The organism is Pseudomonas sp. ESBL9, from assembly GCF_036668715.1.
GTDB lineage: Bacteria > Pseudomonadota > Gammaproteobacteria > Pseudomonadales > Pseudomonadaceae > Aquipseudomonas > Aquipseudomonas lundensis.
This window is the reverse complement of the sequence record NZ_JAZEVV010000004.1, coordinates 284755-310393: the sequence shown is the minus strand read 5'-3', so window position 1 is coordinate 310393 and position 25639 is coordinate 284755. Positions and strand designations below refer to the sequence as shown.

General features: G+C 59.4%; 21 protein-coding genes. 5 read left to right on the top strand and 16 right to left on the bottom strand.

What is annotated here, in order from left to right; all coding sequences use genetic code 11:
- Window positions 1-69: 69 nt before the first annotated feature.
- The 8 genes from gcvP to arcD (V6F78_RS13735) form a co-directional block, all read right to left on the bottom strand.
- Complete coding sequence (gene gcvP / locus V6F78_RS13770) at window positions 70-2928, bottom strand: aminomethyl-transferring glycine dehydrogenase (protein WP_169840059.1); 2859 nt, start codon at window positions 2926-2928, stop codon at window positions 70-72.
- Window positions 2929-2938: 10 nt separating this feature from the next.
- A complete protein-coding gene (gene gcvH / locus V6F78_RS13765; protein WP_047277090.1) occupies window positions 2939-3322 on the bottom strand; it encodes a glycine cleavage system protein GcvH in 384 nt (127 codons plus the stop codon).
- Between the two features lie 356 nt (window positions 3323-3678).
- Complete coding sequence (locus V6F78_RS13760; protein ID WP_047278198.1) at window positions 3679-5187, bottom strand: sigma-54-dependent transcriptional regulator; 1509 nt, start codon at window positions 5185-5187, stop codon at window positions 3679-3681.
- Window positions 5188-5304: 117 nt separating this feature from the next.
- A complete protein-coding gene (locus V6F78_RS13755) occupies window positions 5305-5664 on the bottom strand; it encodes a DUF5064 family protein (protein ID WP_047277087.1) in 360 nt (119 codons plus the stop codon).
- A gap of 56 nt (window positions 5665-5720) precedes the next feature.
- Window positions 5721-6650, bottom strand: a complete 930-nt coding sequence (gene arcC, locus V6F78_RS13750) for a carbamate kinase (RefSeq protein WP_047277085.1) — start codon at window positions 6648-6650, stop codon at window positions 5721-5723.
- 84 nt (window positions 6651-6734) lie between these two features.
- Window positions 6735-7745: an ornithine carbamoyltransferase gene (locus V6F78_RS13745; protein WP_047295048.1), complete on the bottom strand. Its 1011-nt coding sequence runs from the start codon at window positions 7743-7745 to the stop codon at window positions 6735-6737.
- Window positions 7746-7820: 75 nt separating this feature from the next.
- Window positions 7821-9077, bottom strand: a complete 1257-nt coding sequence (gene arcA, locus V6F78_RS13740; protein ID WP_047295046.1) for an arginine deiminase — start codon at window positions 9075-9077, stop codon at window positions 7821-7823.
- A gap of 33 nt (window positions 9078-9110) precedes the next feature.
- Window positions 9111-10538: an arginine-ornithine antiporter gene (arcD, locus tag V6F78_RS13735; RefSeq protein WP_047295044.1), complete on the bottom strand. Its 1428-nt coding sequence runs from the start codon at window positions 10536-10538 to the stop codon at window positions 9111-9113.
- Between the two features lie 457 nt (window positions 10539-10995).
- On the opposite strand from arcD (V6F78_RS13735), the gene arcD (V6F78_RS13730) reads away from it, so the two are divergent.
- Window positions 10996-12423 (top strand): arginine-ornithine antiporter, encoded by a 1428-nt coding sequence (gene arcD / locus V6F78_RS13730; protein WP_047295042.1) that lies wholly within the window; start codon window positions 10996-10998, stop codon window positions 12421-12423.
- Between the two features lie 31 nt (window positions 12424-12454).
- Here the strand turns inward: arcD (V6F78_RS13730) and V6F78_RS13725 are convergent, their stop codons facing one another.
- The 7 genes from V6F78_RS13725 to gap all read right to left on the bottom strand — a co-directional run bounded on the left by V6F78_RS13725 (window position 12455) and on the right by gap (window position 19533).
- Window positions 12455-12856, bottom strand: coding sequence for a YbaN family protein (locus V6F78_RS13725; RefSeq protein WP_047277076.1), 402 nt, complete (start codon window positions 12854-12856; stop codon window positions 12455-12457).
- Between the two features lie 58 nt (window positions 12857-12914).
- The gene (locus V6F78_RS13720) at window positions 12915-13523 is read right to left on the bottom strand and encodes a biliverdin-producing heme oxygenase (protein WP_047281073.1); all 609 of its coding nucleotides are present in this window, start codon (window positions 13521-13523) and stop codon (window positions 12915-12917) included.
- A 110-nt stretch (window positions 13524-13633) separates the two neighbouring features.
- Complete coding sequence (locus tag V6F78_RS13715; RefSeq protein WP_095008447.1) at window positions 13634-16237, bottom strand: TonB-dependent receptor; 2604 nt, start codon at window positions 16235-16237, stop codon at window positions 13634-13636.
- Window positions 16238-16355: 118 nt separating this feature from the next.
- Window positions 16356-17261, bottom strand: coding sequence for a FecR family protein (locus V6F78_RS13710; RefSeq protein ID WP_094990399.1), 906 nt, complete (start codon window positions 17259-17261; stop codon window positions 16356-16358).
- Window positions 17262-17428: 167 nt separating this feature from the next.
- Entirely contained in the window at window positions 17429-17947 is a 519-nt protein-coding gene (locus tag V6F78_RS13705) for an RNA polymerase sigma factor (protein ID WP_047277068.1), read from the bottom strand.
- Window positions 17948-18062: 115 nt separating this feature from the next.
- On the bottom strand, window positions 18063-18527 hold the full coding sequence (locus V6F78_RS13700; protein WP_047278171.1) for a methylglyoxal synthase: 465 nt from the start codon (window positions 18525-18527) through the stop codon (window positions 18063-18065).
- 4 nt (window positions 18528-18531) lie between these two features.
- Window positions 18532-19533: a type I glyceraldehyde-3-phosphate dehydrogenase gene (gene gap / locus V6F78_RS13695; protein WP_169858693.1), complete on the bottom strand. Its 1002-nt coding sequence runs from the start codon at window positions 19531-19533 to the stop codon at window positions 18532-18534.
- A 207-nt stretch (window positions 19534-19740) separates the two neighbouring features.
- On the opposite strand from gap, the gene edd reads away from it, so the two are divergent.
- Genes edd through V6F78_RS13675 form a run of 4 tightly spaced genes read left to right on the top strand, consistent with a single transcriptional unit; the run spans window position 19741 to window position 24744 of the window.
- Window positions 19741-21567, top strand: coding sequence for a phosphogluconate dehydratase (gene edd, locus V6F78_RS13690; protein ID WP_047295033.1), 1827 nt, complete (start codon window positions 19741-19743; stop codon window positions 21565-21567).
- Window positions 21564-22520 carry a glucokinase gene (locus V6F78_RS13685; RefSeq protein WP_047295031.1) on the top strand — a complete coding sequence of 319 codons (957 nt, stop codon included), beginning with the start codon at window positions 21564-21566 and terminating at the stop codon, window positions 22518-22520. Before edd ends, V6F78_RS13685 begins: the two co-directional genes overlap by 4 nt.
- A 42-nt stretch (window positions 22521-22562) precedes the next feature.
- On the top strand, window positions 22563-23294 hold the full coding sequence (locus V6F78_RS13680) for a response regulator (protein WP_047278168.1): 732 nt from the start codon (window positions 22563-22565) through the stop codon (window positions 23292-23294).
- Window positions 23295-23313: 19 nt separating this feature from the next.
- Window positions 23314-24744 (top strand): ATP-binding protein, encoded by a 1431-nt coding sequence (locus tag V6F78_RS13675; RefSeq protein ID WP_217491514.1) that lies wholly within the window; start codon window positions 23314-23316, stop codon window positions 24742-24744.
- A 58-nt stretch (window positions 24745-24802) separates the two neighbouring features.
- Here the strand turns inward: V6F78_RS13675 and V6F78_RS13670 are convergent, their stop codons facing one another.
- A complete protein-coding gene (locus V6F78_RS13670) occupies window positions 24803-25447 on the bottom strand; it encodes an AP2 domain-containing protein (RefSeq protein ID WP_047295027.1) in 645 nt (214 codons plus the stop codon).
- Between the last annotated feature and the right edge of the window lie 192 nt (window positions 25448-25639).

The following is a 25639-nucleotide window of genomic DNA, read 5'->3' as shown; positions in this document are numbered from 1 at the left end:
AAGGATTGGCATAAGGTCAATGCTCCCGCCGCACCGGTTTAAATCGCTGCGGCGGGCGCTGAGGGGGGGTCAGGCCTCCTGATAGCTCTCGATTGACGGGCAGGCGCAGACCAGATTGCGATCGCCGAAGACGTTGTCGACACGCCCCACTGGCGGCCAGTATTTGCCTTCGATCAACGACTCGACCGGGTACACCGCCTGTTCGCGGCTGTACGGGTGGGTCCATTCTCCGACCATTTCCGCCGCCGTGTGCGGGGCGTTTTTCAGCGGGTTGTCTTCTTTATCCAGCGTGCCGTTTTCTACCGCGCGGATTTCTTCACGGATGCGGATCATGGCGTCGCAGAAGCGATCCAGTTCGTGTTTGGACTCACTTTCGGTAGGTTCGATCATCAGCGTGCCGGCCACCGGGAACGACATGGTTGGCGCGTGGAACCCAAAGTCGATCAGGCGCTTGGCCACGTCATCCACGCTGATCCCGCTGCTGTCTTTGAGCGGGCGCAGGTCGAGGATGCATTCGTGTGCCACCAGCCCGTTGCTGCCCGAATACAGCACGGGGTAGTGCTCTTCGAGGCGACGGGCGATGTAGTTGGCATTGAGAATGGCCATTTGCGACGCGCGCTTGAGCCCTTCGCCGCCCATCATGCGGATGTACATCCAGGTAATGGGCAGAATGCTCGCGCTGCCAAATGGCGCGGCGCACACGGCGCCCTGTGTGCGAGGCAAGCTGGCATGGCCTGGCAAGAAGGGGGTCAGGTGCGACTTGACGCCAATCGGGCCGACGCCCGGGCCGCCACCGCCGTGGGGGATGCAAAAGGTCTTATGCAGGTTGAGGTGAGACACGTCGCCCCCGAACTTGCCCGGCGCGCACAAGCCCACCATCGCATTCATGTTGGCGCCGTCGATGTACACCTGACCGCCGTTGTCGTGAATGATGCCGCAGATTTCACGGATACCTTCTTCGAACACGCCGTGGGTCGACGGGTAGGTAATCATCAGTGCCGCCAGATGTTCGCGGTGCTCGATGGCCTTGGCGCGCAGGTCTTCGATGTCAACGTTGCCACGGGCGTCGCAGGCCGTGACCACCACGCGCATGCCCGCCATGTTGGCGGTTGCCGGGTTGGTACCGTGGGCCGAGGACGGGATCAGGCAAATGTCGCGGCGCTCGTCGCCACGGCTCTGGTGATAGGCACGTATGGCCAGTAGCCCGGCGTATTCACCCTGTGAACCGGCGTTGGGTTGCAGGGAAATGGCGTCATAACCGGTGGCAGCGCACAGCATGGCCTCCAGTTCAGTCGTGAGCTGCTGGTAGCCCTGACTTTGTTCGGCCGGTGCAAACGGGTGCAGGTTGCCAAACTCGGCCCAAGTGACCGGGATCATCTCGCTGGCCGCGTTGAGTTTCATGGTGCAAGAGCCCAGCGGAATCATGGTGCGATCCAGTGCCAGATCCTTGTCCGCCAAACGACGCAGGTAGCGCATCAGTTCAGTTTCAGAGTGATAACGGTTGAACACCGGGTGGCTGAGGATTGGCGATTGGCGCAGCAGGGCAGGCGGCAGGGTGCTGCTCACGGTGGCGGCCAGCGTGTCGACGTCTGGCAGCGCTTGACCCTCGGCTGCGAGCAGGGCCCACAGTGCAGTGACATCGGACGGGCCGCAGGTTTCATCCAGCGACACCCCCAGACGCTCGTCATCCACCACGCGCAGGTTGATGTGGCTGGCGTGTGCCTTGGCATGCAGGGCCGCTGTTCTGGAGCCGGTGTGCAGGGTCAGGGTGTCGAAAAACTCGATTTGCTCGACATTGAGCCCCAGTGCAGTCAGGCCCTTGGCCAGAATGGCCGTGAGCTGATGAACGCGCCGGGCGATTTGAGTCAGGCCCTGAGGGCCATGGTAGACGGCGTACATGCTTGCCATGTTGGCCAGCAACACTTGTGCCGTGCAGATATTGCTCGTGGCCTTCTCGCGGCGGATGTGTTGCTCGCGGGTTTGCATGGCCAGACGCAGCGCAGGTTTGCCGTGACGATCCACCGACACACCCACCAAGCGCCCCGGCATGTCGCGTTTGAACGCATCACGGGTGGCGAAATATGCCGCGTGCGGGCCGCCGAAGCCCAAGGGCACGCCAAAACGCTGGGCGCTTCCGATGGCCACATCGGCGCCGAATTCCCCCGGTGGGGTCAGCAGGGTCAGGGCCAGCAAGTCAGCGGCCACGGCCACCAGTGCGTGGGTGGCGTGAAAACGCTCGACCAGCTCGCGGTAGTCGAACACATCGCCGTTGCTCGCCGGGTATTGCAGCAGCGCGCCGAAGAACGGAGACAGGTCGCTCAGGCCGCGCTCGTCGCCCACCACCACTTCGATGCCCAGCGGTTCGGCACGGGTGCGCAACACGTCGAGGGTTTGCGGGTGGCAATGGCGCGAAGCAAAGAATGCGCGGCCGGATTTGTTTTTGCTCAGGCGTTTGCAGAAGGTCATGGCCTCGGCCGCCGCAGTGGCTTCGTCGAGCAACGACGCGTTGGCAATCGGCAAGCCACTGAGGTCGCTGATCAGGGTCTGGAAATTGAGCAGTGCTTCCAGGCGGCCTTGGGAAATTTCTGGTTGATAGGGGGTGTAGGCCGTGTACCACGCCGGGTTTTCCAGCAGGTTGCGCAAGATCGGCGCGGGCGTGTGACAGTTGTAATAGCCCTGGCCGATGTAGGTCTTGCACAGCTGGTTTTTGCCGGCGATGGCTTTGATCGAGGCCAGTGCATCGGCTTCGCTTTGCCCGGCGGGCAGGTTCAGAACGCTGGTGCCCTTGATGCTTTCGGGGATCACGCTGGCGCTCAGGGCCTCTAGCGAGTCAAAACCCAGCGTGGCGAGCATGGCGTGCTCGTCGGCCTGATCCGGGCCGATGTGGCGCGCGATGAATTCGTTGGCGGTGCTCAGGTTAATGGTCATGGCGCTGTCCTCAGGCTTGGGCATTGGCTTTGATCAGGCGGTCATAGGCGTCCTGATCCAGCAACTGGCTGACGGCGTTGGCGTGCGCCGGCTTGAACCGGAAGAACCAGCCTTCGCCCAACGGATCTTCGTTGACCACTTCGGGGCTGCTGTCGAGCGCCGGGTTAACCTCCAGCACCTCACCGTCCAACGGCATGTACACGCCGCTGGCGGCTTTGACCGACTCAACGGTGGCCGCTTCTGCGCCTTTTTCGTAAAACTGCAACTCGGGCAGTTGCACAAACACCACATCACCCAGAGCGTTTTGCGCAAACGCGGTAATGCCCACGGTCACGCTGCCATCGGCTTCGGCGCGCAGCCATTCGTGGTCTTCAGTAAAACGCAATTCGCTCATGGAAACTCCTCAAGGCCAGACTCGTCTGGTGGTCGCAGTTAAATGCTCGTGCAAGATCGAGCGCATTGAGGATTGCTCTGCAAGATGGCTGCCACAATCAATAAACGTTTATTTATCAAGTGGTTATGGATTTCAGGATGGAATATGAAGGATGAGTGTGTAGCGAAATCGCTACACCGCGACCGGGTTTAAAAAAACGAAGGGGATCAAAGCCTTGCAGCACTGCGTCGGCCTTTGGCTGTATCGAATTCGCTACACTGGAACGAAATCAATACGGTAGGGCGGTGGGCATCGACCCCACCTACGTCATGTCGACGTCGAGCAGAAAGCGGGTTTGCTGAAGGGGCGGGCAACCTTCAGGTCTTGTCGGGGATCCCGTATTTGCGCAGGCGGTGGGCGATGGCGGTGTGGCTGGTTTGCAGGCGGCTGGCCAGTTGGCGGGTCGAGGGGTAGCTGACGTAGAGCTTTTCCAGCAGGGCTTTTTCGAAGCCTTCAACGGCGTGCTCCAGGGTTTCGACGTCTGCGTCGCTTTGGCGTGCGACGGAGGTTCCGGCAATGTCGAGGTCGCCAATGTCGACCACGCTGCTTTCACAGATGGCCGCGGCGCGGAAGATCACGTTTTGTAATTGGCGAACGTTCCCCGGCCAGCGGTTACCCAGCAAGGCCGGGTACGTACCGGGCGCCAGGCGACACACCGGACGCTGTATTTGAGTGCAGGCCTGCTGCATAAACGTGCGCGCCAGCAGCAGGATGTCCTGGCCACGCTCACGCAAAGGAGGCACTTCGATGTTGAGCACGTTCAGCCGATAGAACAGGTCTTCGCGAAACGTGCCTTCGTTGACCATTTTTTCGAGGTTGCGATGAGTAGCGCTGAGGATGCGGACATTGACCTTTACTTCGCGCTCGCCGCCCACACGGCGGAAACTGCCATCATTCAAAAACCGCAGCAGTTTGGCTTGCAGGTAGGGCGACATCTCAGCGATTTCATCCAGGAACACCGTACCGTTGTTGGCCAATTCCATCAGCCCCGGCTTGCCACCCCGTTGTGCGCCGGTAAAGGCGCCGGGGGCGTAGCCGAACAGCTCGCTTTCGGCCAGGTTTTCCGGCAATGCCGCGCAGTTGAGGGCCAAAAACGGTGCGCCGAAGCGATCGCTGATGGCATGACACGCGCGGGCGACCAGTTCTTTGCCGGTGCCGGTTTCGCCCTGAATCAACAACGGCGCATCCAGAGCGGCGACGCGTTGGGCTCGTGCCTTCAGGGTACGTATGGCGGGCGACTCACCCAGCAAGGCGTCAAACCCCTCGGCGTGGTCGTGATGCAGCGCGGCCAGACGTTCACCGATGCGGCTGGGCTGATACAGGGTCAACAAAGCCCCCGCGTCGGTAATCGGCGTGGCATCGAGCATCAGCGGGTGGCCATTGAGCGTGACTTCACGCAGGGGCAAGCGAAAGCCGTTTTCCAGCAAGGCGCTCAGCAAGTCGGGATCGGTGAACAACTCGCCAATGCTTTCGCCGGCAGGTTCGCGGCCATACAGCGAGACCAGCGCCGGGTTGGCCAGCAGCACATGGCCTTCACTGTCCAGTGCCAGCACCGGATCGGTCATGGCGGCCAGCAGGGCATCGAGTTGCAGGTGCCGACGCTGCCCCGGGAGGATGTCCACCACCATTACCGACTGCACGCCCTGAACCCGGAACAGCGCTTCACGCAACTCATCGAGCACGTGCGGGCTCAAGGTCGGGGCATCGATATACACGTTGGGGGGGATCATCTCCACGGCGTCGAGATTGAGATGGCGTGCCCCCAGCAGTGCCAGCACTTCCTGGGTAATACCGACGCGGTCAATAAAGCTGACATGGATACGCATGAGAACGGGGAACACTGTAGGCCGGGAGACGGCCAGTATGCCTTGGGCGAGGCAACAGGACAAAGAGACGCATCCTGTAGCGGCTGGCGCAGCCTGCGGCAGCGGCTACAGGCAGGATCAGTCCAGATGATCGAGGTTAATCGGGTCACCGGGTTTGTGGTTAAGCTGGGCCATCACATCCGAAAACATCTTGTCGTAGTGACCGTGCATCGAACGGATGTCAGCGGTCTTGGGAATGCCATGTTTGACAGCAATCTGAAAGGCATCGTGGGCAAAATTGAAGGCCACGTCTTTAGGCAGCGTGAATGAATCCTTGAAATCCTTTCCGTTGATCTGACCGTGCATGTCGAACTGCATGGACTTGCCTTCCTTGGGATCCTGAACGACCTGGTAATCAATCTTGATGTCATACCCGAAATCGCCCGGTTGCAGCGGTTCGCGATGGATATGCAGGTGACCGGGTTCGAACGAGGCCATAGGGTGACTCCTTGGGCAGAAGGTGAAAGGGCAGGCCCGAAAGCCTGCCCCGCGGTTCAGAAGTAGGTAATACCAGATTTCTCGGTGCTGACGCGAGTACCGGCTTTACCCTGAACGATGGCCTCGATATCGGCCAGGGCGCCAATGACGGCGGTTTTGCCTGTTTTACGGGCAAACTCGCAGGCAGCTTCCACTTTCGGCCCCATGGAACCGGAGGCGAAGCCGAGTTTTTCCAACTCGTCAGGGTGCGCCTGGGAAATGCCCTTCTGGGTTGGCTTGCCCCAGTCAATGAAGGCGGCATTGACGTCGGTGGCAATGACCAGCAAGTCGCTGTCCAGTTGCTGCGCCAGCAGGGAAGAGGCCAGATCCTTGTCGATCACCGCCTCAATGCCTTGCAGCTTGCCGTCTTCGCCATACATGGTCGGAATGCCGCCACCGCCCGCGCAGATCACGATGGTGCCTTTTTCCAGCAGCCATTTGATCGGACGGATTTCGAAGATGCGTTTTGGTTTAGGGCTCGGTACCACGCGGCGGAACTTGTCGCCATCGGGGGCAATGTTCCAGCCTTTTTCAGCGGCCAGGCTTTTGGCTTCGGCTTCGCTGTACACCGGGCCGATCGGCTTGGTCGGGTTCTGGAAGGCCGGGTCTTTGGGGTCCACTTCTACCTGAGTCAGCAACGTGGCGAAGGGCGCGTCCTGCGGCAACAGATTGCCCAGTTCCTGCTCGATCATGTAACCGATCATGCCTTCGGTTTCAGCCCCCAGAACGTCCAGCGGGTAAGGGCTAACGGCGGTGTAGGCGGCAGCTTGCAGGGACAACAGGCCCACTTGTGGGCCGTTGCCGTGGGCGACGACCAGCTCATTGCCAGTGGCGATGCGGGCGATTTGGGCAGTGGCGGTGCGGATGTTTTCGCGTTGATTCTCGGCAGTCATGGGTTGACCGCGACGCAGGAGGGCGTTACCGCCCAGTGCAACGACGATACGCATAGGTATTTCCTTAATAGAAGGGAAGTTCACAACAGCCGGGTTGTGCCGGAGCAGGCGCGCCCGCTCCGGCAGCCATGCACGTCCTTAGATATCAGCCAGGGCTGCAACCAGGATTGCCTTGATGGTGTGCATGCGGTTTTCGGCTTGTTCAAAGGCAATGTTGAAGGGGGATTCAAACACTTCCTCGGTCACTTCAATGCCGTCTTTGAGGTTTGGATGGTGCTCAGCCACATCTTTACCGACCTTGGTTTCACAGTTGTGGAACGCTGGCAGGCAGTGCATGAACTTCACACGGATATTTTCGGCGGCTTTGATCAGGTCCATGTTGACCTGGTAAGGCAGCAGCAGTTTGATGCGTTCGTTCCAGGCTTCAACCGGCTCGCCCATCGACACCCAGACGTCGGTGTGGATGAAATCCACGCCTTTGACGGCCACTTTAGGGTCTTCGGTCAGGGTGATTCTGGCACCGCTTTCTTTGGCGAATTCCTGGCACTGCTTAACGAACGACTCTTCTGGCCACAGGGCTTTAGGGGCGCCGATGCGCACGTCCATGCCCAGTTTGGCGCCGATCAGCAGCAACGAGTTACCCATGTTGTTGCGGGCGTCGCCCAGGTAGGCGTAGCTGATGTCGTGCAGAGGCTTGTCGCTGTGTTCGCGCATGGTCAGCACGTCAGCGATCATTTGCGTCGGGTGGAATTCGGCGGTCAGGCCGTTGAACACCGGTACGCCAGCGTACTTGGCCAATTCTTCAACGATTTCCTGCGCAAAGCCACGGTACTCGATGGCATCAAACATGCGGCCCAGAACGCGGGCGGTGTCTTTCATGCTTTCTTTGTGGCCGATCTGCGAAGAAACCGGGTCGATGTAGGTGACGTGGGCGCCTTGGTCGTGAGCGGCCACTTCGAACGCGCAACGGGTACGGGTCGACGTTTTTTCAAAGATCAGTGCTATGTTTTTGCCTTTGAGGTGCGGCTCTTCAGTACCGGTGTACTTGGCGCGCTTGAGATCACGAGACAGGTCCAGCAGGTAGTGCAGTTCGCGTTGGGTGTGGTGCACCAAGCTGAGCAGGCTGCGGTTTTTCATGTTAAACGCCATGGGAATCTCCTGGGTTTCTGGTAACCGGCTTGCGCCGCCCGGTTCGGGGCTGGCGCAAGCATTCAAAGGGATGAATTAATAGTCAATCGGGTCGCGGATGATTGGGCAGGTCATGCAGTGACCGCCGCCACGGCCGCGTCCCAGCTCAGAGGCGCTGATGGTGATGACTTCCACACCGGCCTTGCGCAGCAGGGTGTTGGTGTAGGTGTTGCGGTCGTAACCGATCACCACGCCAGGCTCCAGTGCCACAACGTTGTTGCCGTCGTCCCACTGCTCGCGTTCTGCCGCGAAGGAGTTGCCGCCGGTCTCAACCACACGCAGGGCTTTAACGCCCAGCGCTTTGGCGACCACATCCAGGAAGCTGCTTTCTTCACGTCGAACGTCAATGCCGCCCTGTTTGCTCTCGTCCGGGTACAGCGAGAAGGCAACAATTTGGTTCACGACTTCAGGGAAGATGGTGACCAGATCGCGGTCGCAGAAGCTGAACACGGTGTCCAGGTGCATCGCGGCGCGGGATTTAGGCATACCGGCAACGATCACGCGTTCCACGGCTTTGTTCTTGAACAGGTTCTGCGCCAGTTGGCCAATGGCCTGGCGCGATGTACGTTCGCCCATACCGATCAGTACCACGCCTTTGCCGATTGGCATCACGTCGCCACCTTCAAGGCTGGCGTTGCCGTGGTCCAGAGTCGGGTCGCCGTACCAGATCTGGAAGTCGGCGTTGGTGAACTCAGGGTGGAACTTGTAGATCGCGGTGGTCAGCAGGGTTTCCTGACGACGCGCTGGCCAGTACATCGGGTTCAGCGTCACGCCACCGTAGATCCAGCAGGTGGTGTCACGGGTGAACTGGGTGTTGGGCAGCGGTGGCAGGATAAAGCTGGTGTGGCCGAGGAAGTCGCGGAACATCTCGATGGTTTTGCCACCGAAGCTGTCCGGCAGGTCGTCGGCCGACACACCACCGATCAGGAACTCAGCCGCTTTACGGGGCTCAAGGCTTTTGATCCAGGCTTTGACTTCGTGCACCAGACCCACACCCACCTGATTGGGGGTCACTTTGTGGTCAAGAATCCAGTCCAGCGCTTCAGGCATCGCCACGATGTCGGTCAGCAGGTTGTGCATCTCCAGTACATCGATACCGCGCTCGCGCATCTTGGTCACGAAATCGAAGTGGTCGCGCTTGGCCTGGTTGACCCACAACACGTCATCAAACAGCAGCTCGTCGCAGTTGTTTGGCGTCAGGCGCTGGTGAGCCAGGCCAGGGGAGCAAACCATCACTTTGCGCAGTTTGCCGGCTTCGGAATGTACGCCGTATTTCACTTTTTCCGTGGTCATTACAGTCAACCTCCAAAGTACATAAACAGGGGCTTACAGGGTCAGGAAGCCGTCGTAGAGTCCATAGGCCGCCACCAGGGCGCCGATGACGACGGCAGCAAAAATCACTTTTTCAATGCTGGTAAACACTTGCTGGCCTGTCTCGCGTTTAGCCTTGGCGAAGAAGATCGCGCCAGGTGCGTACAGCAGGGCCGATAGCAGCAGGTATTTCAGGCCGCCGGCATACAACAGCCACACGGCGTAGATCAGGGCGATGCCGCCGATGATCAGGTCTTTCTTGCGTTCTGCCAGTGCGTTCTCGTAGGTCTCGCCGCGCACTGCCAGCAGCAGGCCGTAAGCCGCCGACCAGAGGTAAGGCACGAGGATCATCGAGGTCGCCAGGTAGATCAGCGACAGGTAAGTGCTGGCCGAGAACAGGGTGATAACCAGGAACACCTGCACCATGGCGTTGGTCAGCCACAAGGCGTTGACCGGTACATGGTTGGCGTTTTCCTTTTTCAGGAAGGCCGGCATGGTGTGGTCTTTGGCGGCCGAGAACATGATTTCGGCGCACAGCAGGACCCACGACAGCAGGGCACCCAGCAGCGAGATGATCAAACCGACACTGATCAGCACCGCGCCCCAGTGACCGACCACATGCTCAAGCACGGCCGCCATCGAAGGGTTTTGCAGTTTGGCCAGTTCGGGCTGAGTCATGATGCCCAGCGACAGCACGTTCACCAGTACCAGCAACAGCAGCACGGTGATGAAGCCGATCACAGTGGCTTTACCCACGTCCGAACGTTTCTCGGCACGGGAAGAGAAGATGCTCGCGCCTTCGATACCGATGAACACCCAGACGGTGACCAGCATCATGTTGCGCACCTGGTCCATCACGCTGCCCAGATCAGGGTTTTTCAGGCCCCAGATGTCACTGGTGAAGATGTCCAGTTTGAAAGCGAAGACCGCGATCAGAATGAACAGGATCAGCGGCACGACCTTGGCCACCGTGGTCACCAGGTTGATGAACGCTGCTTCCTTGATACCGCGCAGAACGAGGAAGTGAACGGCCCACAGCAGGACCGACGCGCCGATGATCGCGGCGGGGGTGTTGCCTTCACCAAAGATCGGGAAGAAATACCCCAGCGTACTGAACAGCAACACAAAGTAGCCGACGTTGCCCAACCAGGCACTGATCCAGTAACCCCAGGCGGATGAGAAACCCATGTAATCGCCAAAACCGGCCTTGGCATAGGCGTAGACGCCGCCGTCGAGGTCGGGTTTGCGGTTAGCGAGGGTCTGGAAGACAAAAGCGAGGGTCAGCATACCGACTGCGGTGATTGCCCAACCAATAAGTACGGCTCCAACATCGGCACTTGCTGCCATGTTTTGAGGTAGCGAAAAAATACCGCCACCAATCATTGAGCCGACTACCAGAGCAACCAACGCACCCAATCGTAGTTTTCCGGGAGTATCAGACATTTGTGTTAACTCCAATCCAGGAGAAGTGAGGCCTTAAGATAATTCCGTTGATATTTCAGCCGTTTGACTTAGATCAGGGCATTACTACATTCCATTGTGTGGCGCGTGGGAAGGTCGCAATCACGTATTATTTTGACGCTTCCTGAAAGGCCCGCTCCAGAGGACTTACAGGTTTTTAATACGCATGTGGCAACAAGGTCGTGGGGATTGAAGCTAGTCACTATTTTCAGTTTTGCAAATGTCGCTTTCATATTTCATGAACCGCGCCATGAAATAAAAACGTCATGTACACAGGGTTGTTTTTTCAGGCTTCAATAGAAAATCTTGCGATTAAAAAGAAGGGGCTTATTGCGGGGTGCTTATAGACGTTTAACCGGCGCATATATTTAGTCAGTGAACATCTGTAGCCTATTAAGCGTGTATCGAAAACAGTTCCAGACCCAATAACGAGGTGGCGATGTCGCAACAAACCCAGAAGCTTCGGCTTAATGCTTTGATCGCCCTGGTGGTCGGTTCCATGATTGGCGGCGGGATTTTTTCGCTGCCGCAAAATATTGCGGAACACGCCGCTGGCGGGGCAGTCCTGATTGGTTGGGGCATTACCGCGGTGGGGATGCTGGCGCTGGCGTTTGTGTTCCAGACCCTCGCTAACCGCAAACCGGAACTCGATTCCGGGGTCTACGCCTACGCCAAGGCCGGTTTTGGCGATTACATGGGCTTTTCTTCGGCCTGGGGCTACTGGATCAGCGCGTGGATGGGCAACGTCGGCTACTTTGTGTTGCTGTTCAGTACGCTGGGGTATTTCGTACCGGTCTTCGGTCAGGGCAACACGCCCATCGCCATTGGCTGCGCCTCGCTGTTGCTGTGGGGTGTGCACTTTCTGGTGCTGCGCGGCATCAAGGAAGCGGCGTTTATCAACCAGATCACCACCGTGGCGAAAATCGTCCCGATCGTAATGTTTATCGTGTTGACCGGCGTCGCGTTTAAAGCCGACATCTTCACCCTGGACTTCTGGGGCACCGAAACCCCCAGCCTGGGCAGCGTGATGGACCAGGTGCGCAACATGATGCTGGTGACAGTGTTCGTGTTTATCGGCATTGAAGGCGCCAGTGTTTATTCGGGGCGCGCCGAAAAACGCTCGGACGTGGGCAAAGCCACGGTCATCGGTTTTTTGGGGGTGCTGGCACTGTTGGTGCTGGTGAACGTGCTGTCGCTGGGCATCATGACCCAGCCGGAACTGGCCAAACTGCAAAACCCGTCCATGGCTGGCGTGCTCAAGCATGTGGTGGGGGAGTGGGGCGCCATTTTGATCAGCATCGGGTTAGCCATCTCGTTGCTGGGGGCGCTGCTCTCGTGGGCGTTGTTATGCGCCGAGATCCTGTTTGCCACGGCCAAAGACAACACCATGCCGGCGTTCCTGAAAAAGGAAAACGCCAACCATGTCCCGGTCAACGCCCTGTGGCTGACCAACAGCATGATCCAGATATTCCTGCTGATCACCCTGGTGTCGGCGGGCACGTACACCAGCCTGATCTACCTGGCGTCGTCGATGATCCTCGTGCCTTACCTGTGGTCGGCGGCTTATGCAGTGTTGTTATGCATCAAGGGCGAGACTTACTCGCAGGCCAGCCGTTCGCGTTTCAAAGACCTGTTGGTGGGGCTGATCGCCCTGATTTATGCCATGTGGTTGCTGTATGCGGCGGGGCCCAAGTACTTGCTGCTGTCGGCGTTGCTGTATGCGCCGGGGGTGTTCTTCTTTGCCAAGGCTAAACGTGAACAGGGTGAGCCGCTGTTTGTCGCCGCAGAACGGGCGATCTTCGGAGCGGTGGTGGCGGCGGCCCTGGCGGCGGCTTATGGGCTGTATGCGGGTGAATTGACGTTGTAAGCGCGCCGGGTTGAAGCGATGGTGCCGCCTGCTACAGCGCGGGTGGTAACCGTTCCGGCCGGGACCAGATCCACAGATTGCCCAGGCTCATGCCCGCAATGGCCAGAAATACCGGCCATTGATGCTCAAGCACGTACAACATCAACCCCGCGCAGATCAGCATGCTGATGGTGGCGCTGACTTTGGCTTTGCGTTGAATGATTTTGCCGTTGCGCCAATTGCTCAGGATCGGGCCGAACAGGCGGTGGTTTTCCAGCCAGGCGCTCAGTCGCGGCGAGCTTTTGGTCGCGGCCCAGGCCGCCAGCAAAATGAACTCGGTGGTCGGCAGCCCCGGCACCACGATGGCGATCAGGCCGATGCCCAGGCTGACGTAGGCCAGCAGGCCGAAGAGGATTTGGGCTATTTTCGACGGGGATTGGGTTTGGCGGGTCATAAGCTCAAGACGCAAAAAAGAGTGCTCGGCCAGCGCGCGCCGACCGAGCAGGTCTAGCTTAAGCCAGTTCTGGCTGAGCAGCGTAGGCGTGTTCCAGTAATACGGTGAAACGCTCGAAGGCCGCTACTGCACCTTTGTCTAGATCGGCCTCTTCTTCAGCACTCAGCTCCAGGCCATCAAGGGTTTTGACGAAGCGTTTCCAGCCTTCAGCGCGGCCGCCGGCTGGCTCGCCCAAGTGACGGGCGCCGAAGGTGTCGCTCAGCTCCAGTGCCACGGCCCGTTTGATCAGGAAGGCGGCGCCCAGCTTGGAACCTTCCGACACAAAGATCCAGCCCAGCGCGTGAGCCTTGCTTGGCGCGTTGACCGCGCCTGCGACAGGAGCCGGGACTTCAGTGTCGAGGTCTGCGAGGTCAGCTTTGGCTTGCTCTGCGCGGCAACGCTCTGGCAAGTCCGGGACGATTTCTTTCAACGAAGGGTCGGTGTACAGCGCTTGCAGTTCCGATTGAAAGAGGTATTGAGCCACCACAAAGCGGGCAAAGTTTTCCCGGGTCTCAAAGGGTTTGTGGGCCTTGACCAGCGCGTCGAGTTTTTGATGAGGCTCGTGGGTGATCTGGTTCAGGCGTTGGGAACGCAGGGCAGGACGCTGTGCAGTGTCTTGAGAGGTCATGAAGATGTCCTTGAGAATGAGATGCGCTTGGTAACTAGACGTACAAGAAGACGCGTGACAGTAAAAAATCCTCACTGCGCAGCGAAAACACCGCGCAGTGAGAACGCCGGCTAGATGTCCCAGACCAGGTTGATCGCGAAGTTGCGACCCGGCTGGGTCAGGCGGTCGAGGTTGGCCGGGTTTACGGCCGATGCTTCACCCACGCCGTCGTAGCTGCGCACGTCATCCCACAGCCAATACTTTTTGTCGGTCAGGTTGTACACGCCTGCGCTGACGGTCACGTCTTGCGTCACTTTGTAATAGGCGCTCACGTCCACAATGCCGAACCCCGGGGTTTCGAATCGTTTGCCCTGAATGTCTGGCGCTTTGAAGGCGGTGTCGTCGATGCGGTCTTTTTTCTTGACCAGGGTCCAGCTCACCAGAGCGCCATAGTTGTCCTGGTCATAACCGAGGCCAAACACTCCCGTCAGCGGGTTCACGCTGTTGAGTGGCTGGCCGGTGTCATCGTTGCGGCCATAGGCGTAAGCAATCGACCCTTTGGTGTACAGGCCACGCGGAGCCCCGAAGGCGTCCAGTTGCAGTTGGCCTTTAAGCTCGACCCCCTTGATGGTGGCGTGCTTGATGTTGCGGCTCTGGAAGCTGTCCATGTCATAGCCGGGGGTGACGTTATCTTCATCGATAAAGTCGCGGTATTTGTTGTAGAACACCGCCACGTCAAACGAGCCTTCGTCGAAGTGGCCGCGCAGGCCGGTTTCGTAGCTTTTGCTCTTTTCCGGCTCAAGGTTGGGGTTGGGTTCGACGACGTAACCTTCCTGCAGGTTTTCGAAGCGGCCGTACAGCGCCTTGGCGGTCGGGGTGCGGAAACCTTCGGAGTACTGGCCGAACCAGGTGTAGTGGTCATTGAACGCGTAGGTCACACCCAGTTTTGGCGAAAGGCGGTGCCAGGTTTTTTCATCGTCGCTGACGGGGTATTTACCGTCGGGGTTGACCGCGTTCTGGAACTCCTGGGTGATCTTGGGCTTGAGGCGCGTGTAGTCGTAGCGTACGCCGGGCATGAAGGTCCATTGATTCCAGCTGATTTCGTCTTGCGCAAACAGGCTGTAGGTGTCGATGGTCGGGTCCGGGAAGTCGCTGACTTTGGCGAACACGTCGCCTTTGGCCGTGCTCAGGGCGCCGACTGCTTTACAGCCAGCACCTACCGCAAGGCACACCGCGCTGCCGGAACGCGAGCCGGTGACCTTGTCGTGTTTCAAAGTGGTGCCATAGGTCAGCAAATGGTCGGTGGGGCCGACTGCGAAGGCTTTGTCGAACTGGGCATCGAACACCCATTGCTGCTCTTTATAGCGGGTGTCGCGGGTGCGATACACATCACGGCTGAACGGGAAGTAGCGTTCTTCGGTGCTTTGGTCGGTCTTGGCCACCTGATAGTTGAGGCTCAGTTTGCCGTGGTCGGCCAGCAGGCTGTCGAGCGCGAAGGTGTTTTCAATGCCGAAACGCTCGCGGGTCACGGTGTCATTGCCGTTACGTGACTTGTACATGCCCAGCGGTTGGCCCAGGTTGAACGGGCCGCCTACCACGCTTTTCTGGTTGATGTCGCGCTCGTCCCGGTAGTTCTCGTAGGTGAACGCCAGTCGGTCGTCATCGTTGTAGTTCCAGCCCGCCTTGGCCAATACGTTGGTGGTGTTCACGTCTTGCGGGTTGGCCGCAGTGCGCGTCAGGCCGGTGCCGCCGTGGTTGCCATAGGATTCGGTTTCGTGGCCGTCCCGGCGGCTCACATGCAACAAACCGTCGAACTGGTCGGCGCGGCCTGCCACGGTGGCGGACTTGAGCCAGCTGCGGTCGGCCGAACTGTAACCCGTCTTCAGGCGTGCGCCTGCCTCCTGGCCCGGTTTGATGATGTCGTCCGGGTTGAGGGTGAAGTAGCTCACCGCGCCGCCGATGGCGTTGCTGCCATACAGCACCGAGGCCGGGCCGCGCAGGATTTCTACGCGCTTGACGATTTCCGGGTCGACGTAGTTGCGCTGGGTTTTGGCGAACGGACCGTTGAAGAACGAGTTGGGGATTTCAACGCCATCGACTTGAGTCAGGATCCGGTCACCGTCGATGCCGCGAATGTTGTAACCGCTGATGCCGCCGCGCAGACCGCCGCCGCCCACGGACACGCCCGGTTCATAGCGCACCAGTTCTTTGATGGTGTTGACGTTTTGACGGTCGAGTTGTTCACGGTCTTGCACGGTCACGGTGCTGGGCACGCTGATGACGTCTTGTTCCTGACGTGTGGCGCTGATGGTCACTTGCTGCAGGGCGAGGGTGCCGCTGCCGGCGGAACGTTTTTCGAGGACGATGTTATTGCTGCCCAGTTTGCGGTAGCCCAGGTTGGTGCCGATCAACAGGCGGTCGAGTGCCTTTTCTGGCGACAGAGACCCGCGCACACCCGGTGAAGACACGTTCTGCCCCAGTTCGGCCGGTAAACCGACTTGCCAGCCGGTGACGGCCGTGAAGTCGTTGAGCGCCGACACCAGCGGCTGCTGTGATATCGCGAATTTGTAATTGCCCACAGCGCGGCGTTCAGGTGGCGCATCGGTTGCGGCCATGGCCGGAACGGCGTGCGCGCCGGCCATCAGCACGGCCACGGTCAACAACGACAAGGTGCACGGGTGTTTTGGGCGGGTGCGACCGTTGGAAGAGGACCGGCTGCTGAAACGTGTGGGCATTGATAGCGCTCCGTGGTGAACGAATCTTATAGTTGCGAAGCTGACTCAAAATGCGAATCAGTTGCATTGACTACAACGAGACGTATGACCTCGTGCTATCGCGTAAAAAAAACCGGATTTAGTTGAGAATGACCAGCGCCGGGAATTCCGAGAGGCTGGACGAGGTGATGTGGGCGAGGGAACGTACGATGTCCAGAGGCTGGTCCAGACGGTAATTGCCGGTCACTGAGACGCTGGCCAGTTGCTCGTTATTGTTGACGATCCAGCCGGGGTAATAGCGCCGCACTTCCTCCAGCACTTGGCTCATGGGGCAGTTTTCGAACACCAGACGTCCCTGAACCCAGGCCAGATCGGTTTGCGGGTTGAGCTTGACCGGTTGGCCAAAACCATTGGGGCCGATACTCACACTGTTCCCGGCAGACAACCGCATCTGCGTGCCCACGCTGTTCATGCGTAAATCGACATCGCCGCGCTGCACGCGCACTTGAGCCTGCCCGTTGAGGTAGCTGACGGCGAAAGCGGTGTCGCGCACGCTGACGCGAACCGGGCCGGCATCGAGCACCAGCGGGAATTCAAGATTGGCCGGAACCTCGAAAAACGCTTCACCCTGATACAACCGCGCATTGCTTTGCGCATTGACCCGGTGGCTGGAGAACGCCGAATTGGTGTTGAGCAACACTTTCGAGCCGTCTTCCAGCTCCAGGCGCTGACGCTCGCCCACGACGGTCAAATGATCGGCCTGCAAGCGTAATGGCACATTGCTGTAACTGCCCACGCCAATCACCAGCACTGCCGCAGTGGCCACGTGTTTCCAGTGACGGCCAATGCGTTGCAACACGGTAGGCGCACGGCGTGTGTTCAGGGTGTGTGCCGCGTCAATCAGCGGCTGGCCATTCCAGACGGCATGGGCTTTGGCAAACGCTCGGGCATGGGCCGGGTCTGCCTTGAGCCAGGCTTGAAACGCTGCTTTTTCGGAGGCGTCGGCACACTCCAGGGTGATCAGCCAGTCCAGCGCCTGATCCATGGCGCCGTCTTGCAGAGCATCCTGCGCCAGTTCCGGCACGGCGGGGGGTGGAGTGTCCTTCACGGGTGATCCTTGGCAGTCTCAGGCACAGTGGTGTTCAACGTCTTGGAATCCTTGGCGTGAAAGCGGCCAAGTCGGATTTTTCTTACGGGGTTGTCCCGGCAAGATTACGGCCGATTGATTCGATCGGCTACCCCGACACAGATTGCCATGATTAATTTGAGTTCCTTTTGAACGGTGCTCAGGGACACGTCAAGCTCTCGTGCGATCTCCTGATAGCTGCAACCATGCAGGCGACTGAGAATGAATATGCGCTGCTGACGTGCGCTTAGCTGGCTCAGGCTCACACTCAAACGCTCCAGTAATTGCGCGGCTTGATGGGCTTCTTCGGGGGTGCTGAGTGAGGAGGGGACGCTTTCGATGACCTCGGTCGGCACGTCTTCGAGCACCGTGCGCGACTGAATACGCCGTGAGCGCAGGTGGTCCAGCGCCAGATTACGCGCAGTCTGGAACACAAACGGTTCCAGATGCTCGACCGTGCGTTCGCTCAGCGCGCGGGTGACGCGCAGGTAAGTCTCCTGCAACAGGTCCTCGGCGGTACTCGGGTTATTGACCATCCGCTGTAACGTGCGCAACAGGATGACCCGTTGCGTCAGGAAGACTTGATTGAAGTGGGACTGACTCACAGTGCTACCAGACCGATTTTGAGCGAATGATAATGCTTATCATCTGTGCGTTTGGTCAAGCGCTGTTTTGGTCTCCCGCCTTTTACGCGCGGTTTACGGCGATATGCCTGCGGGTTTACACGCGTCCTTTCAAGTACGCAGCGTAATCAGGCACCCGGTGATCGTGGGGCTGGCTCATGAGCGGGCTGCTGAGCAGGTAATCCGCGCTGCATTCATTGCACGCCACAGGGATGTTCCACACCGCCGCAACCCGCAGCAGGGCCTTGATGTCCGGGTCATGGGGTTGCGGCTCGAACGGGTCCCAGAAGAACACCAGCATGTCGACCTGTTGCTCAGCGATGCGTGCCCCGACTTGTTGGTCCCCGCCCAGCGGGCCGCTGATCATGCTTTCGATCGGCAGCCCCAGGCGCTGGCTCAGCAACAGGCCGGTGGTGCCGGTGGCGCACAACTCATGCTGGCTGAGGGTGGCCTTGTGACGCTCGGCCCAGTCCAGCAAGAACCCTTTGCAGTGATCGTGAGCCACCAGGGCGATACGCTTGCGCGCCGCCAGGGTGGCCGTGGTGAAGCTGATACCGATCATCGCGTCACTCCGCGTTGCACAGCGCCAGGCAGTTATCGAGCATGCGGTTGGAGAAGCCCCATTCGTTGTCGTACCACGCCAGGACTTTGAGCATCTTGCCGCTGACTTTGGTGTGGTTGGCATCGAAAATCGACGACAGCGGGTTGTGGTTAAAATCGCTCGATACCAGCGGCAGGCTGTTATAGCCCAGCACTTTGGAATGCTGGCTGGCTTCTTTGAACAGCGCGTTGACTTCGGCCGCCGTGGTTTCGCGCTTGAGCTCGACGGTCAGGTCAACCAGCGACACGTTGATCACCGGGACGCGCACCGCCATGCCGGTCAATTTGCCCGCCAGTTCCGGCAATACCAGGCCCACGGCTTCGGCGGCGCCGGTTTTGCTCGGGATCATGTTCTGCGTGGCCGAGCGCGCGCGGTACGGGTCGCTGTGGTAAACGTCGGTCAGGTTCTGGTCATTGGTGTAGGCATGAATGGTGGTCATCAAACCGTTGGCAATGCCCAGTTCGCGGTGCAGGATTTGCGCAACCGGCGCCAGGCAGTTGGTAGTGCAGGAGGCGCTGGAAATAATTTGATGCGATTGGCGCAGGATGTCGTGGTTCACACCGTACACCACGGTGGCGTCGGCATTTTTGCCCGGCGCGGAGATGATCACCTTGCGCGCCCCGGCGCTAATATGCGCCTCGGCCTTGCTGCGCTCGGTGAAGAGGCCGGTACATTCGAACACCACGTCGACCTTCAGTGCAGCCCACGGCAGTTCAGCCGGGTTACGAATGGCCGTGACGGCAATGCGGTCGCCATTGACGGTCAGGCTTTCCTGATCGTGCTCAACGGTTGCATCGAAAGTGCCGTGAACGGTGTCGTACTTGAGCAGGTGTGCATTGATTGCGCTGTCACCCAGATCGTTGATTGCGACGATCTGCAGGTCCTGACGGTAGCCTTGGGTATACAGTGCGCGCAGGACGTTGCGGCCGATTCGGCCAAAACCATTGATTGCGATTCGTAGAGTCATGGAAAGCGCCTGCCATCGATTTGTTGTTGGAATTACAAGATTATTCGCATAGAAATAGAAAACAAGCCATTTTGGTGGCAATATTTTGTTTTATCTACAACGAGTGACCTGAATCAACGGGTCCAAATGATCGAAGAGCGTGTCTGGCCCCTCGATCAGCATAGGACACGCACAGGTCGCCACATCCGTTAGCCTGGAGTTCAACACATGCATCCCCGCGTTCTTGAAGTCACCGAGCGTCTTATTGCCCGCAGTCGAGCAACCCGTGAGGCATACCTGACACTCATTCGTGGCGCCGCCAGTGATGGCCCGCAACGCGGCAAGCTGCAATGTGCCAACTTCGCCCATGGCGTGGCCGGGTGTGGCACGGAAGATAAAAACAACCTGCGCTTGATGAACGCCGCCAACGTAGCGATTGTTTCGTCCTACAACGACATGCTCTCGGCGCATCAGCCTTACGAGCACTTTCCCGAGCAACTCAAAAAGGCCCTGCGTGAAATGGGCTCGGTCGGGCAGTTCGCAGGTGGCACTCCGGCCATGTGCGATGGCGTGACGCAAGGCGAAGCGGGCATGGAACTGAGCCTGCTGAGCCGCGAAGTGATCGCCCTGTCGACGGCGGTTGCGCTGTCGCACAACATGTTCGACGCGGCGCTGATGCTGGGCATTTGTGACAAGATCGTGCCGGGTCTGATGATAGGGGCGCTGCGCTTTGGCCATTTGCCGACGATCTTCGTGCCGGGCGGGCCGATGCCATCGGGCATTTCCAACAAGGAAAAGGCCGACGTGCGCCAGCGCTACGCCGAAGGCAAAGCCAGCCGCGAAGAGCTGCTCGAATCGGAGATGAAGTCCTACCACAGCCCCGGCACCTGCACGTTTTATGGCACCGCCAACACCAACCAACTGTTGATGGAAGTGATGGGCCTGCATTTGCCGGGCGCCTCGTTCGTCAATCCCTACACGCCTTTGCGCGATGCGCTGACACGCGAGGCCGCGCATCAAGTCACCCGCCTGACCCGGCAAAGCGGCAACTTCATGCCGTTGGGCGAGATCGTGGACGAGCGTTCGCTGGTCAACTCCATCGTGGCGTTGCATGCCACCGGCGGTTCCACCAACCACACCTTGCACATGCCCGCCATCGCCCGGGCCGCCGGGATTCAACTGACCTGGCAAGACATGGCGGACCTTTCCGAAGTCGTGCCGACCCTGTCCCACGTCTATCCCAACGGCAAGGCCGACATCAACCACTTCCAGGCCGCTGGCGGCATGGCATTCCTGATTCGCGAGCTGCTGGAAGCCGGGTTGTTGCATGAAGACGTCAACACGGTGGCGGGTCGCGGCCTGAGCCTGTATACCCGCGAACCGTTCCTGGTGGACGGCGAGCTGGTATGGCGTGATGGCCCGATTGAAAGCCTCGACGAAAGCATCTTGCGTCCGGTTGCACGCGCCTTCTCGTCCGAGGGCGGATTGCGGGTGATGGAAGGCAACCTGGGGCGCGGGGTGATGAAAGTTTCGGCCGTGGCGCCCGAGCATCAAATTGTCGAAGCCCCGGCGCGGGTGTTTCAGGATCAACAACAACTGGCCGATGCGTTCAAGGCAGGTGAGTTGGAACACGATTTTGTCGCCGTCATGCGCTTTCAGGGGCCGCGTTCGAACGGCATGCCGGAGCTGCACAAGATGACACCGTTTTTGGGGGTGTTGCAGGACCGCGGTTTCAAGGTCGCGTTGATTACTGACGGACGCATGTCAGGCGCTTCCGGCAAAATTCCGGCGGCGATCCACGTCAGCCCGGAAGCGGCCGTCGGTGGTCCGCTGGCCCGGGTGCAGGATGGCGACATGATTCGCGTCGACGGCGTCAAAGGTACGTTGCAACTGTGGGTGGATGAGGCAGAATTCGCCGCACGCACCCCGGCCATCGGCACCCTGAGCGACGCGGTCGGCACCGGGCGCGAGTTGTTTGCGTTTATGCGCCAGGCCTTCAGCTCGGCCGAGCAGGGCGCCAGTACCTTTACCTCGTCTCTGGAAAACCTTAAATGAAGCTTGCTCTGGTCGGTGACATCGGCGGCACCAATGCGCGGTTTGCCTTGTGGGAAAACGATCAACTGCGCGCAGTCAGCGTGCTGGCCACTGCCGACTTTGCATGCCCGGAAGATGCCATCAAGCTCTACCTGCAAGGCCTGGACTTGCCGCTGGGCGCGATCGGCGCGGTGTGCCTGTCCGTCGCCGGGCCGGTGAGCGGCGATGAATTCCGCTTTACCAATAACCACTGGCGCCTGAGCCGTTCGGCGTTTTGTCAGACGTTGCAGGTGGACAACCTGCTGCTGATCAACGACTTCAGTGCCATGGCGCTGGGCATGACGCGCCTGCAACCGGGCGACGTGCGCCAAGTGTGTGCCGGCCAAGCCGAACCGCTGCGCCCTGCGGTGGTGATCGGACCCGGCACCGGCCTGGGCGTCGGGACGTTGCTGAGCCTGGGCGAGGCGCAGTGGATGGCCTTGCCGGGCGAGGGTGGGCACGTTGACTTGCCCATGAGTAACCCGCGTGAAGTCCTGTTGTGGCAGCACATTTACAACGAAATCGGTCACGTCAGCGCCGAATCCGTCTTGAGCGGCAGCGGCTTGCCGCGTCTTTATCGCGCGATTTGCGCGGTGGACGGGCATGCACCTGTGCTCGACAGTGACCGCGCCATCACGGCCGCTGCCCTGGCAGGCGACCCGATTGCCTTACAAGTCCTTGAACAGTTCAGTTGCTGGCTAGGTCGAGTGGCGGGCAACAACGTCCTGACACTGGGCGCACGTGGCGGCGTCTACATTGTTGGTGGCGTGGTGCCACGGTTTGCCGACCTCTTTATGGCCAGTGGTTTTGCCCGCAGCTTTGCTGACAAAGGTTGCATGAGCAATTACCTCAACGGCATACCGGTCTGGCTGGTCACCGCGCCGTATCCGGGGTTGATGGGGGCGGGCGTGGCATTGCAACAAGCGTTCGCCTGACCGCGAAACGCCGCACTCCCAAAAACAATAAGGAACACCGCTGTGAGCTCACTCGGTAAATCCATTTTGCTGGTCGACGACGATCAGGAAATCCGCGAACTGCTGGACATCTACCTGACCCGCGCCGGTTTTCAGGTGAGCACGGTGAGTGATGGCGCAGGCTTTCGCAAAGCCCTCGAACACACGCCCTGCGACTTATTGATTCTGGACGTCATGCTGCCCGACGAAGATGGGTTTAGCCTGTGTCGCTGGGTCAGGCAGCACCCCCGTTGTGCCCAGACGCCCATCATCATGCTCACCGCCAGCTCCGACGAAACCGACCGCGTGCTGGGGCTGGAGCTGGGGGCCGACGACTACCTGGGCAAACCGTTCAGCCCCCGTGAATTGCAGGCGCGGATCAAGGCGCTGCTGCGGCGTGTGCAATTTGCCAGTGCCGGTGCCGGTCACGACATCATGGCGTTTGAAGAATGGCGCCTGAACACCGTGACCCATCGGCTGTTTCACACCGACGGCGAAGAAGTCATCCTCTCGGGGGCCGACTTTGCCTTGCTCAAATTGTTTCTCGATCACCCGCAACAAATTCTGGACCGCGACACCATCGGCAATGCCACCCGTGGCCGCGACCTGATGCCGTTGGACCGTATTGTCGACATGGCGGTCAGTCGCTTGCGCCAGCGCCTGCGCGATACCGAAAAGCCCCCGCGACTGATCCGCACCATTCGCGGCAGCGGCTATCAGTTGGCCGCCGAGGTCACGACAGGTCATGGCCATTAAGTACTGGCGCCGGCCGCGTATGCCCCGCTCATTGCTCGGCCGTATGTTGTTGCTCACCTTGATCGCCATCTTGCTGGCGCAAACCTTGTCCAGCGTGATCTGGCTGTCGCAACTGCGGGCCACGCAACTGCAAGGGCTTGTCACCAGTGCGCGCAGCCTGGCGCATTCGATGAACGCCACCGTCACCTACATGAAGTCACTGCCGCTGGCATACCGGCCGCTGGTGCTGGACCAGATGCGTAGCATGGGCGGCACACGCTTTGTCGTCAGCCTCAATGAGCGGCCTCTGGACATGCGCGCGTTGCCATTGACCCAGCGCAAACAGGCTGTGCTTGAGGCCGTGGACCAAGTGCTGCGCCAATCCCTGGGCCCCGCTGTCGACCTGTCGGTGCAGTTTGTCAGCCCGCAAGACCTGCGGATCTTCAACGCCGGGCTGACGCTCGATGAGCTGCCGCGCTCCTGGGCGCACTTTGCCCTGACCCTGGAACCGGTCAACCCCCCGGTGCTGGTGACGCAAATCCAGATGTCCCCCGGCGAGTGGCTCTATATCGCTTCCCTGTTGCCCCAGCCCTATACCAGCCTTGAGGAAGAAGGCCTGCCCGCGATGCAGTTATGGTTTATCGCGCTGAGCAGCGGGTTTTTATTGCTCTCCATCGGTGTGCTGGTGCACTGGCAAAGTCGGCCCCTCAAGCGTCTGGCCCGTGCAGCGCGGGATTTGTCGCTGGGCGAGGAGCAAGCCGAACCAGTCGAAATCGGGGGCGGCAGTGAGGTGGCTGAGGTCGGGCGAGCGTTTAATACCATGCGGGTGCGCATCAGCCGTTACCTCACAGAGCGCAGCCAGTTGTTCAGCGCGATTTCCCACGACCTGCGAACCCCGATTACCCGTTTGCGCTTGCGCGTCGAGCTACTGGAAGACGAAGCGTTGCAGCACAAATTCGGGCGAGATCTGGATGAGCTTGAACTGCTGGTCAAAGGCGCCTTGCAGTGTGTGAAAGACACGGACATCCACGAAAACATCGAGCCGGTGAACCTGAACCTGTTGCTCGAATGTTTAATCGAGCCGTATTTGCTGCCCCACGGTAATGGCCGCGTGACTGTGACCGGGCGGGCGTCGAGGCCCTTTTCTGGCAAGCCCTTGGCCTTGCGCCGGTGCATGGGCAACCTGATCGACAATGCGCTCAAATACGGCAAGCACGCGCACCTGGTGATTGAAGACCACGCGCACGCGTTCGTGTTGCATGTCGACGATGACGGCCCCGGGGTTCCCGAGCAACGACTGGAGCAAGTGTTCGAGCCGCATTTCCGGTTGTCAGGGCATCAGCAAGGCTATGGCTTGGGGTTGGGCATTGCCCGCAACATTGCCCATAGCCACGGCGGCGAAGTCAGCTTGCAAAACCTGCGCGGTGGTGGCCTGCGGGTCACGTTGTCAGTACCGCGAGCGGCGGATTAAAGCGGCCCCGGCGCTTGCCCGGTCGCGCCCTGCAACTGCAACAGCACAGGCCTGCGGCTCACTTGCCGCTTGCCGCCAGATGCCGACTGATGGACAGGCTTGCCTGTTCTGGCGTGATGGGCAGTACGGGCTCCAGGCACGAAATGGCCGCGGACTCGGTTTCGGGTTCTTGAGCCTTTTTATTCATGGCTGCCTTGATGCGATTTTCGCGAATGCGGGCGCTGGTTTGACTGAAGTGCTGCTGCAGTTTTTCCATGGCCACGTCGTAAGGTTCGTTACACAGGGTTAACTGCCGCTCGCGTTCTTGCAGCGCCATCATTTTGGCCTGCTCGTCGCCATAACGGTCGATACGAAAACTTTTGCTCAAGTTGTAACCGTGAATACGGGTGGTGGCCCGCCAATATTCAATGTTGTTGGACTGGATCCGGTAAACCCCGGGGTGGCCACTGGTGTTATGGGGCATCAGGCGTTGACGGTTCTCATAGCTGAAGGCCTGCGGCATTTTCAACACCCATTGATTGCGCGCCTGTTCAGCGGCCTGTAACGCGGCGTCTATACCGCCATACTCGCTCGCATCGAACACTTGAACGTGAACTTTTCCTGCACGCTGGATATCGACTTTCCAGGCATAAATCTCACCGTTCTGATGTTTAAGAGGGTAAATGAAATGCTGGTTGGGCAGAAAAGGGTTGCTTCTGGACATGGCTGCTATCTCCTGATGGGTGTCGACATCCGTTCATAAGTTGTAACGATGTAGAGAAGATTCGCCGATGTATTTAATGGGTACAACGTGGGGAAGGGACTTAGGGATGCGTCCTACAGGCAAAGCGGAAATTGCTTTACACGGCTGATGGAAAAGAATCTTCTTTTTTTCAGATTCGCCAACTTGTGGAAT

What these genes read in the sequence shown, in the direction of transcription:
- V6F78_RS13700 (WP_047278171.1), bottom strand. Translation starts at nt 18,527, where the DNA reads ATGATCGGTATCAGCTTCACCACGGCCACCCTGGCGGCGCGCAAGCGT.
- V6F78_RS13760 (WP_047278198.1), bottom strand. Translation starts at nt 5,187, where the DNA reads ATGCGTATCCATGTCAGCTTTATTGACCGCGTCGGTATTACCCAGGAA.
- gcvH (WP_047277090.1), bottom strand. Translation starts at nt 3,322, where the DNA reads ATGAGCGAATTGCGTTTTACTGAAGACCACGAATGGCTGCGCGCCGAA.
- V6F78_RS13745 (WP_047295048.1), bottom strand. Translation starts at nt 7,745, where the DNA reads ATGGCGTTTAACATGAAAAACCGCAGCCTGCTCAGCTTGGTGCACCAC.
- V6F78_RS13710 (WP_094990399.1), bottom strand. Translation starts at nt 17,261, where the DNA reads ATGGATCAGGCGCTGGACTGGCTGATCACCCTGGAGTGTGCCGACGCC.
- gap (WP_169858693.1), bottom strand. Translation starts at nt 19,533, where the DNA reads ATGACTCTACGAATCGCAATCAATGGTTTTGGCCGAATCGGCCGCAAC.
- V6F78_RS13675 (WP_217491514.1), top strand. Translation starts at nt 23,314, where the DNA reads ATGCCCCGCTCATTGCTCGGCCGTATGTTGTTGCTCACCTTGATCGCC.
- V6F78_RS13685 (WP_047295031.1), top strand. Translation starts at nt 21,564, where the DNA reads ATGAAGCTTGCTCTGGTCGGTGACATCGGCGGCACCAATGCGCGGTTT.
- arcD (WP_047295044.1), bottom strand. Translation starts at nt 10,538, where the DNA reads ATGTCTGATACTCCCGGAAAACTACGATTGGGTGCGTTGGTTGCTCTG.
- V6F78_RS13755 (WP_047277087.1), bottom strand. Translation starts at nt 5,664, where the DNA reads ATGGCCTCGTTCGAACCCGGTCACCTGCATATCCATCGCGAACCGCTG.
- edd (WP_047295033.1), top strand. Translation starts at nt 19,741, where the DNA reads ATGCATCCCCGCGTTCTTGAAGTCACCGAGCGTCTTATTGCCCGCAGT.
- V6F78_RS13670 (WP_047295027.1), bottom strand. Translation starts at nt 25,447, where the DNA reads ATGTCCAGAAGCAACCCTTTTCTGCCCAACCAGCATTTCATTTACCCT.
- arcD (WP_047295042.1), top strand. Translation starts at nt 10,996, where the DNA reads ATGTCGCAACAAACCCAGAAGCTTCGGCTTAATGCTTTGATCGCCCTG.
- V6F78_RS13715 (WP_095008447.1), bottom strand. Translation starts at nt 16,237, where the DNA reads ATGCCCACACGTTTCAGCAGCCGGTCCTCTTCCAACGGTCGCACCCGC.
- arcC (WP_047277085.1), bottom strand. Translation starts at nt 6,650, where the DNA reads ATGCGTATCGTCGTTGCACTGGGCGGTAACGCCCTCCTGCGTCGCGGT.
- gcvP (WP_169840059.1), bottom strand. Translation starts at nt 2,928, where the DNA reads ATGACCATTAACCTGAGCACCGCCAACGAATTCATCGCGCGCCACATC.
- V6F78_RS13720 (WP_047281073.1), bottom strand. Translation starts at nt 13,523, where the DNA reads ATGACCTCTCAAGACACTGCACAGCGTCCTGCCCTGCGTTCCCAACGC.
- arcA (WP_047295046.1), bottom strand. Translation starts at nt 9,077, where the DNA reads ATGACCACGGAAAAAGTGAAATACGGCGTACATTCCGAAGCCGGCAAA.
- V6F78_RS13725 (WP_047277076.1), bottom strand. Translation starts at nt 12,856, where the DNA reads ATGACCCGCCAAACCCAATCCCCGTCGAAAATAGCCCAAATCCTCTTC.